The sequence below is a fragment of the Azospirillum humicireducens genome, from assembly GCF_001639105.2.
Taxonomy (GTDB): Bacteria; Pseudomonadota; Alphaproteobacteria; order Azospirillales; family Azospirillaceae; genus Azospirillum; species Azospirillum humicireducens.
In genome coordinates this window covers 624243-633092 of record NZ_CP028907.1, presented here as the reverse complement: position 1 = coordinate 633092, position 8850 = coordinate 624243, and the positions used below count along the sequence as shown (strand labels likewise).

Genomic DNA, 8850 nt, shown 5'->3' with positions numbered 1-8850 from the left:
TCTCAATCAAAGCATAGTCGCTGGCATCTTCACACAAATCGAAAAAAGCCCCGCCTCTCACGAGACGGGGCTTTTTTCGTGTGCCTGGGCGGCATCCCTGCACCTCAGCGATGATCGGCCGACAGGTCTTTGACAGCTGCGACGGTTAGCATGATGTCCGGCCAATGTCGGTAGCCCGGATGCTCTGGGACGCAATCCGATATTCGGCGGTCGCCGGGCCTTCAGGAGGTCGGCTTTCTCCAGAATCGAGGTGCTATCATGGTTGGGTTCAATGCCGTGGCGAATGGCGAGATGGTGTTCGAGCGGGCGGTCGAGGTTCTTGGTACGGCCGAGCGAGCCGCAGAGTGGATGGGGTGCAAGGACAGCCAGCTTGGTGTCAAGCCGGACGATTTGGTCAAGACCGATGACGGAACGGCCCAGGTCCTGCACTGCCTGCGCAGGCTCGAATTGGGACACCCGGTCTGACTGGATGGCCTGCATCGGCGGCCCGCTGCGATAAATGGTCGCTCCTGTCGGGTCTGACTGCCGTTCTTGATGCAGGGCAGGGTGGCGGACGGCGACTTTTCATAGCGTCTTGAGCAGCGGCCTTCCTGGGGACGCATTGGCTGGGCTGGTTCTGCCGACGGAGGCGGGTAGCATGCGCATATTGGTCGTTGAGGACACTGAGGATCTCGCCGATGCGATCATCCAAAGGTTGCGCAAGCATGGCTACGCCATCGATTGGGCTGCCGACGGCTACCAGGCGGAGGAGCTGCTGGCAGGCGAGGACTATCAGCTTGTCATCCTCGACCTGATGCTGCCGGGTCCGGACGGGCAGACGCTGTTGCGACAGCTGCGCCGCAAGGGCGATCAGACGCCGGTTCTCGTGGTCACCGCCCGGTCGCGTGTCGACACCAAGGTGGATGCGCTCGACCTCGGCGCTGACGATTATGTTGTAAAGCCCTTTGATTTCCGCGAGTTGGAGGCACGCTGCCGCGCGCTGCTGCGCCGCCATCATGGAATCGCCACGTCCGAACAGGTCTTCGGCAATCTGGTCTTCGACACTGCCACCAAGAAGGTGACGATCGAGACCCAGGCGGTTGATCTCAGTGCGCGGGAGTTCCGCTTGCTGGAATTGTTCCTGTCGAACCTGAACCGGGTGATGGCCAAGGACACCCTGATCGACCGGCTGTGCAGCCTCGACCAGCCGGTGGCGCCCAATGCCATCGAACTCTATGTTTCCCGTCTCCGCCGCAAGCTGGAGCGTGCGTCCGTGGTGATCCGCACCGTGCATGGCCAGGGCTATGTGGCGGAACAGCACGTTGTCCCCTGACGGCCGCACCACGGGGTCGCTGCGGCGGCGGTTGATGGTCCGGCTGGTGATTGTGCTGGCGCTGGTGGCCGGATGCCTGTTCCTGCTGATCCGCAGCGATGCGCGGAATGCTGCCGACGGTGCCTATGATCAGCTTCTGCTTGCCTCGGCGCTTGCCATCGCCGATGCCGTGCGTGTGGAGGAAGGGGCCGTCGAGGTCGATCTTCCATACTCCTCGCTCGGCATCCTTTCCATGGCACGGCGCGATCGGGCCTTTTACAAGGTGTTGGACACCGATGGCAGCCCGGTCATCGGCTATCAGGATCTGCCCGGCACCGTGCGGCACGACGACGCGGCCACCTTCACCGACACCGTCTATCGCGGGGAGCGGGTGCGCATCGTCGCATTGGGACATCTGATCGTCCAGGCGCGGCAGGCCAACTGGGTGACCATCATCGTCGCCCAGACGCGGGAAGAGCGCGATACGCTGGCGCGGAGTTACTTCATGAACTCCTTCCTCCCGGTGATGCTGATGCTTCTGGTGAGCATCGGGCTGGTGTGGTTCGGCGTTCGGCAGGCGCTGGCGCCGCTGGAGTTCCTGGAACAGCTGATCCATGCCCGCCGTCCCAACGACTTCAGCCCGATCGAGGTGTCCGCCCCTGCGGAGGTGCGCCAGCTCCTGAGCGCCATCAACACGCTGATGGCACGGCTGCACGGCAATCTGGAATCGACGAAGACCTTCCTGGCCGACATGGCGCACCAGATCCGGACGCCGCTTGCCGCCCTGCGGTCGCAGGCGGAACTGGCGATGGAGGAGGCCGACCCTGCCCGGCTTCAACGCATCGTCGGTCGCGTTCACCGCAATGCGGTCGAAGCGAGCGAGCTGACCACCCAGCTCCTCAGCCATGCCATGGTCGTCCATCGCAGCGAGGCGCTGCATCCCGACTTCGTCGATCTGACGTTGTTGGCGCGGCAGGTGGTGCAGCGCGCCGCCACCATCGCCGAGGACACCACGCTGCGTGTCGAGCAGGAGGGACAGGACAACATCGCCGTTTGCGGCGACGGGGTGATCCTGCGCGAGGCGCTGGTGAATCTGGTGGACAATGCCATCAAATATGGAGGCGATGCCGGCGCGGTGGAGGTCCGGCTGCTTCCGGCCAACGGTGAGCGCGGCCCGGTGATCGAGGTCGCCGATCGCGGTCCCGGTGTTTCCGACGAGGAGAAGCCCAAGGTGCTGAGCCGCTTCGGCCGCGGCAGCTCCGCCGCCGGCACGGTGGGAAGCGGGTTGGGGCTGGCAATCGCCGCCGCGGTCGCCGACGGGCATGGTGCCGACTTCTCGCTGATCGATCGCCCCGGCGGCGGACTGATCGCCCGGATGGTCTTTCCATTGGACCACCGCTGCCATGCCTGCCGGACCGGCGAAGGGGCAGAGGGCAGGGGAGGCGCTGCGGGAAACGCAGAAGGGGATGGCGACACCGCATCGCGGCGGCCGGACCGTTGCTGGCTGCCGTCCCTCTTTCTGCTCGCTTCCATGCTGGTGCTCTGGCCGGAGGAAAGCCATGCCAGACGTTTCCTCTATGCGGCACCGGGAAAGGCGACCGCCACCCTCGTCATCGCCTCCACCACCGACCGGCCGGTGATGGAGGCGCTGATCCAGGATTTCCAGCACAGCAATCCCACCATCGCCATCCAGTATGACGAGCTGACGGCGGTCGAGCTCTATGACGGCATCGTCCACCCCAGCGAACGGCTGCCCGATCTGGTCATCAGTTCCTCGGCCGACCTGCAGGTGAAGCTGGTCAATGATGGCTACATGCAGGGCCATGTGTCGCCGGCGACGGCGGCGCTGCCGCGCTGGGCAAACTGGCGCGACGAGGCGTTCAGCTTTGCGCAGGAACCGGCGGTCATCGTCTACAACCGCGATCAAGTGCCCGAGGCCGACGTGCCGCGCACCCGCGACGACCTGATCCGGCTGATCCGCGAGAAGGAGGTGTATGAGGGGCGCATCGTCACCTACGACATCGCCCAGAGCGGCATCGGCTATCTGCTCGCCACCCAGGATTCGGTGCTGAACAGCCAATTCTGGCAGTTGGTGGACGCGATGGCCGACCGGCACATGGACCAGCATTGCTGTACCGGCGAGATGCTGGACCAGATCGAGCGCGGCGAACGGCTGATCGGCTACAATCTGCTGGGATCCTACGCGCGGGCGCGGCAGCTGGCCGGTGCGCCCATCGGCATCGTGCTGCCCAGCGACTACACGCTGGTCACCTCGCGCGTCGCCTCCATCCCCAAGGGGGCGGCGCTGCCCGGTCTTGCCGGCCTGTTCATCGACTATCTGCTGTCGGAGGAGGGGCAGACGCAGATCGCCAACCGGACGCCCCTGTACGCCATTTCTCCGACGGTGGACGGCCCCTTCTCGCCGGCGCATCTGCTGGCCGAGTTGAACGGGCCGCTCCAGCACACCACGCTCAATCCCGGCCTTCTCGTCTTTCTGGACGACAGCAAGCGCGCCCGCTTCCTGCGACAATGGCGCATGATGACCAACCGCTACTGACAGGCTTCTGACAGATATCGCGCCTATAACCCCAAGACTTCGTCAAGACGCGGACAAGCAAGCCGCAACTATGCCGCCTTCGGCATCGACATGCGTCCGCGAGACAATCAATATTGGGGAATGCCATGTCGGGCGATCTGAAGGAGCGCGCACTCGAATACCACCGTTGCGGGAAGCCGGGCAAACTGGCGATCGTACCCACCAAGCCGATGATGACGCAGCGCGATCTGGCGCTGGCCTATTCGCCGGGTGTGGCCTTTGCCTGCTCCGACATCGTCGCCGATCCCGCCAACGCGGCAGAGGTGACGGCGCGCGGCAATCTGGTGGCGGTCATCTCCAACGGCACCGCGGTGCTGGGGTTGGGTGACATCGGGCCGCTGGCCTCCAAGCCGGTGATGGAGGGCAAGGCCGTCCTCTTCAAGAAATTCGCCGACATCGATGTCTTCGACATCGAGGTGGACGAGAAGGACGTCGATGCGCTGGTCGACACCATCGCCCGGCTGGAGCCGACCTTCGGCGCCATCAATCTGGAGGACATCGGCGCCCCCGCCTGTTTCGAGGTCGAACGCCGGCTGAAGGAGCGGATGAAGATCCCGGTCTTCCACGACGACCAGCATGGCACCGCCATCGTCGTCGCAGCAGCCGTCTACAACGCCCTGCAGGTCATCGGCAAGCGGTTCGAGGATGTGCGCATCGTCTCCACCGGCGGCGGTGCGGCGGGTATCGCCTGCCTCGATCTGCTGGTCGGCATGGGGGTGAAGCGCGCCAACATCGTGCTGGTCGACCGCGAGGGCGTGGTCTATCAGGGCCGCAACGCTGGCATGAACCCCTACAAGGACCGTTACGCCACGGCAGGATCCGTGCGCAGCCTGGGCGAGGCGATGGTCGGCGCCGACATCTTCCTCGGCCTGTCCGGTCCGGGCGTGCTGACAGGCGCGATGGTCAAGACGATGGCGGCCAAGCCGCTGATCCTGGCGCTGGCCAACCCCGATCCGGAGATCACGCCGGAGGAGGCGCGCGCTGCCCGTCCCGACGCCATCATCGCCACCGGCCGCTCCGACTACCCCAATCAGGTCAACAACGTCCTGTGCTTCCCCTTCATCTTCCGCGGCGCGCTGGACGTCGGCGCTACCACGATCAACGAGGCGATGAAGATCGCCTGCGTCAAGGCCATCGCCGACATGGCGCGCATCGAGGCATCCGACGTGGTCGCCGCCGCCTATACCGGCGAGCAGCTGCGCTTCGGACCCGACTACATCCTGCCCAAGCCCTTCGACCCGCGGCTGATCGTCGATGTGGCGTCGGCCGTCGCCCAGGCGGCAATGGAGAGCGGCGTCGCCACCCGGCCGATTCCCGATCTGCGCGCCTACCGCGAGCGGCTGGGCCAATATGTCTTCCGCTCCGGCCTCGTGATGAAGCCGGTCTTCCACAAGGCGGCCCAGGCGCCCAAGCGCGTCGTCTATGCCGAGGGCGAGGACGAGCGCGTCCTGCGCGCCGCCCAGGTGGCGGTGGACGAGGGCATCGCCCGGCCGATCCTGCTCGGCCGTGACGAGGTGGTGGCGCGGCGGATCGAACAGCTCGGACTGCGGCTGGTCCCCGGCCGTGACGTCACGGTGGTCGATCCGGTGCGCGACCCGCGCTGTCACGAATATGCCGACGTCTACCGGCAGGTGATGGGCCGGCGCGGCGTGTCGCCGAATTTCGCCGCGACCATGGTGCGGGCCGATGCCACCGTCTTCGCCAGCCTGATGGTGCGGCGCGGTGCGGCGGACGCCATGGTCTGCGGCACCGCCGGGCGCTATGCCGAGCATCACCGCCACGTCCGTGACCTGCTGGGCCGCCGCGGCGATGCGCCGGTCTCGGCGGCGATGACGCTGCTGATCCTGGGAAAGGGCACCTATTTCCTGACCGACACCCACGTCAACCCCGACCCGAGTGCGGAGGAGATCGCCGAGATCGCCGTGCTGGCGGCGGAGAAGGTCCGCCATTTCGGCATCGAGCCGAAGGTTGCGCTGCTGTCGCACTCCAACTTCGGCAGTTCGGACTCTCCGTCGGCGCTGAAGATGCGGGCGGCCTGCGAGCTGCTGCGCCGGCGGGCGCCGGAGCTGGAGGCCGATGGCGAGATGCAGGCGGGTGCGGCGCTGTGCGAAACGGTGCGTGACGCGGCCCTGCCCAACGGGCGGCTGCGCGGGCAGGCCAACCTGCTGGTGATGCCGACGCTGGACGCCGCCAACATCGCCTTCGAGATGCTGAAGGTGCTGAGCGACGGCCTGGCGGTCGGTCCGATCCTGCTGGGCGTCAGCGCCCCGGCGCACATCGTGACGCCGGAGATCACCACCCGAGGCATCGTCAACGTCACTGCGCTGGCCGTCGTCGATGCCCAGATCGACAACACCCCGGTGCCGCTGCGCCAGGCGGCCGAGTGAGGGGCGGCGGTCCTGCGGGCCGGCAGTGACTCCGGTCCGCGGGACCGCGACAAAATGGACCACGGAGGGGGACCGGGCCTGACAGCGATTTGACAGAAGTCCGGTCCACACTGGTTCCCATCGGACGCCTGCAAGGCGTCGTTGCCCGGCGCGGGGGGAGGGAGTGCCCGACCCATAAACACCGCGACCACCCTGTCGGAAGCTCCAGAAGGAGCATGAATCCGTGACTGACGAATTCGACTTTTACTCCGTTGATCCGGCGACGAGCGCGAAGGAGCGCCGTGAAATCAGAGCGCTCTTGGGCAGCTGCGGCCTGGATTACGAGGAGCATATCCAGGTCTTCGTGGTCTGCCGCGCCGCAGGGCGGCTGGTGGCCTGTGCCGGGCTGGAAAGCAACATCGTCAAATGCTGCGCCATCGATCCGGATCTCCGCGGCGGGGCACTGAGCCTGACGCTGCTGAGCGAGGTGGTCCATCTCGCCTACGAGCGCGGCCATTCGCACCTGTTCCTCTATACCCGGCCGGAGAACGTCTCCTTCTTCCAGGGCTGCGGCTTCTATGCGTTGGCCGAAGTGCCCGGCTACGTCACGCTGATGGAGAACACGCCGGTCGGCATCCGCTCCTATTGCGACCGGTTGCGTGCGCTGCGCCCGCCGGGCCTGCGGCCGGATGCCAGGATCGGCGGCGTCGTCATCAACGCCAATCCCTTCACGCTGGGTCACCAGTATCTGGTCAAGCTGGCGGCGGCCCAATGCGACTGGCTGCACCTGTTCGTGGTCAGCGAGGACGTCTCCTTCGTCTCCTACCGCGACCGCTACGCGCTGGTCGAGGAAGGGGTGCGCGGGATCGAGCGGCTGACCCTGCATCACGGCTCGCAATACATGGTCTCGCGCGCCACCTTTCCCGACTATTTCTTCAAGGAGAAGGGGGTGGTCGGCGACTGCTGCACGGCGATCGACCTGCTGCTGTTCCGCAACCACATCGCACCGGCGCTCGGCATCACCCACCGCTTCGTCGGCACCGAGCCTTTCTGCGAAACGACGCGCAAATACAACGCCGACATGAAGTTCTGGCTGCAGGGGGCCGGCAGCACCGCCCCGGCGGTGACGGTGATCGAGGAGGCGCGCACCCGCGCGGGCGGCACGCCGATCTCGGCGTCGGAGGTGCGGCGCCTTCTGCGCAGCCGCGACCTCGACCGCATCCGCGCCCTGGTGCCGGCACCGACCTTCGAGCTGCTGCGCGAAAAATACCTGTCGAAAATCCTGCCGTTCGCCCCCGACCCCCTGGGTCACGGCGGCGAGCCCGACGTGCTGGCGCACCGGGCCCTGGCGGCCGGCATGTGAACCGGCCCGGCGGCGCGACGTTTGGTGCGTCCGCCGTCGGGTCCTCTGGAGTGGGACCGATGAAGATCGTCAAGGAGGCCCTGGCGGGCACGCTCGAATCGAGCGACCTGCTGGTCAAGGTATCGCCCGGACCGGGCGCCGGGTTGGAAGTCGTCATCAGCAGCGAGGTCATGCAGCAGTTCGGCCTGCAGATCGACCAAGTCGTGCGCGACACGCTGGCCCGGCTCGGCGTCACCGCCGGGCTGGTGGTGGTGGAGGACAAGGGGGCGCTCGACTGCGCCATCCGTGCCCGCGTCCAGACCGCGGTGATGCGCGGGGCCGAGGCCCGGACCATCGACTGGAGTGCGCTGTCATGAAGCTCCGCCGCAGCATGCTTTTCCTGCCCGGCGCCAACGCCGCCATGCTCAGCACGGCGTTCGTCTACAAGCCGGATTCCATCATGTTCGACCTGGAGGACGCGGTCTCGCTGCGCGAGAAGGATTCCGCCCGCATCCTGGTCTTCAATGCCCTGCAACTGCCGGTCTATCGCGAAATCGAGACGGTGGTGCGCATCAACCCGCTCAACACCCCCTTCGGTCTTCCCGACCTGGAGGCGGCGGTGCGGGCCGGCGTCGATGTCGTCCGCCTGCCCAAGACCGACAGCGCCGAGGATGTCGAGGTGCTGGAGCGCGAGGTCGAGCGCATCGAGCGCGCCTGCGGCCGGGAGGTCGGATCGACCAAGCTGATGGCCGCCATCGAAAGCGCCAGCGGTGTCATCAACGCGCTCGCCATCGCCAAGGCGTCGCCACGGCTGATCGGCATCGCGCTGGCCGGCTTCGACTATGTCATGGACATGCAGACCGAACGCGGCGACGGCACCGAGCTGTTCTATGCCCGCTGCGCCGTGCTGCACGCCGCCCGCGCCGCCAAGATCGACGCCTTCGACGTGGTGTGGTCCGACCTGAACGACGAGGCCGGCTTCCTGAAGGAGGTCGACCTGATCAAGCGGCTGGGCTTCAACGGCAAGTCGCTGATCAACCCGCGCCAGATCGAGCTTCTGCACAACGCCTACGCCCCGACCGAGGAAGAGGTCGAGTATGCCGGCCGCGTCGTCGCGGCGGCGGAAGAGGGCGAGCGCAAGGGGCTCGGCGTCGTCTCGCTGAACGGAAAGATGATCGACGGTCCCGTCATCGACCACGCGCGCCGTGTGCTGCAGCGGGCCGAGGCGTCGGGAACCCGCAAGTGAATTGGAGTG

The 8850-nt window shown here is 66.5% G+C and carries 7 protein-coding genes; all 7 read left to right on the top strand.

Translation table 11 applies throughout. From position 1 onward, the window contains the following. Window positions 1–258: 258 nt before the first annotated feature. The 7 genes from A6A40_RS29945 (at window position 259) to citE (ending at window position 8841) form a co-directional block, all read left to right on the top strand. Entirely contained in the window at window positions 259–465 is a 207-nt protein-coding gene (locus A6A40_RS29945) for an antitoxin Xre/MbcA/ParS toxin-binding domain-containing protein (RefSeq protein ID WP_108549441.1), read from the top strand. Between the two features lie 172 nt (window positions 466–637). Beyond that, window positions 638–1312 carry a response regulator transcription factor gene (locus A6A40_RS29940; RefSeq protein WP_108549440.1) on the top strand — a complete coding sequence of 225 codons (675 nt, stop codon included), beginning with the start codon at window positions 638–640 and terminating at the stop codon, window positions 1310–1312. Next, a complete protein-coding gene (locus A6A40_RS29935) occupies window positions 1302–3848 on the top strand; it encodes a sensor histidine kinase (protein ID WP_108549439.1) in 2547 nt (848 codons plus the stop codon). The genes A6A40_RS29940 and A6A40_RS29935 overlap by 11 nt, the downstream gene beginning before the upstream one ends. A gap of 125 nt (window positions 3849–3973) precedes the next feature. Next, window positions 3974–6274 carry an NADP-dependent malic enzyme gene (locus A6A40_RS29930; protein WP_108549438.1) on the top strand — a complete coding sequence of 767 codons (2301 nt, stop codon included), beginning with the start codon at window positions 3974–3976 and terminating at the stop codon, window positions 6272–6274. Window positions 6275–6497: 223 nt separating this feature from the next. Continuing rightward, on the top strand, window positions 6498–7616 hold the full coding sequence (citC, locus tag A6A40_RS29925; protein ID WP_108549437.1) for a [citrate (pro-3S)-lyase] ligase: 1119 nt from the start codon (window positions 6498–6500) through the stop codon (window positions 7614–7616). A 59-nt stretch (window positions 7617–7675) separates the two neighbouring features. After that, window positions 7676–7972, top strand: coding sequence for a citrate lyase acyl carrier protein (citD, locus tag A6A40_RS29920; protein WP_108549436.1), 297 nt, complete (start codon window positions 7676–7678; stop codon window positions 7970–7972). After that, the gene (citE, locus tag A6A40_RS29915) at window positions 7969–8841 is read left to right on the top strand and encodes a citrate (pro-3S)-lyase subunit beta (protein WP_108549435.1); all 873 of its coding nucleotides are present in this window, start codon (window positions 7969–7971) and stop codon (window positions 8839–8841) included. The genes citD and citE overlap by 4 nt, the downstream gene beginning before the upstream one ends. Window positions 8842–8850 lie beyond the last annotated feature (9 nt).

Coding starts and splice junctions, on each gene's coding strand:
- A6A40_RS29945 (WP_108549441.1), top strand. CDS start 259: ATGGTTGGGTTCAATGCCGTGGCGAATGGCGAGATGGTGTTCGAGCGG.
- A6A40_RS29940 (WP_108549440.1), top strand. CDS start 638: ATGCGCATATTGGTCGTTGAGGACACTGAGGATCTCGCCGATGCGATC.
- A6A40_RS29930 (WP_108549438.1), top strand. CDS start 3,974: ATGTCGGGCGATCTGAAGGAGCGCGCACTCGAATACCACCGTTGCGGG.
- citD (WP_108549436.1), top strand. CDS start 7,676: ATGAAGATCGTCAAGGAGGCCCTGGCGGGCACGCTCGAATCGAGCGAC.
- citE (WP_108549435.1), top strand. CDS start 7,969: ATGAAGCTCCGCCGCAGCATGCTTTTCCTGCCCGGCGCCAACGCCGCC.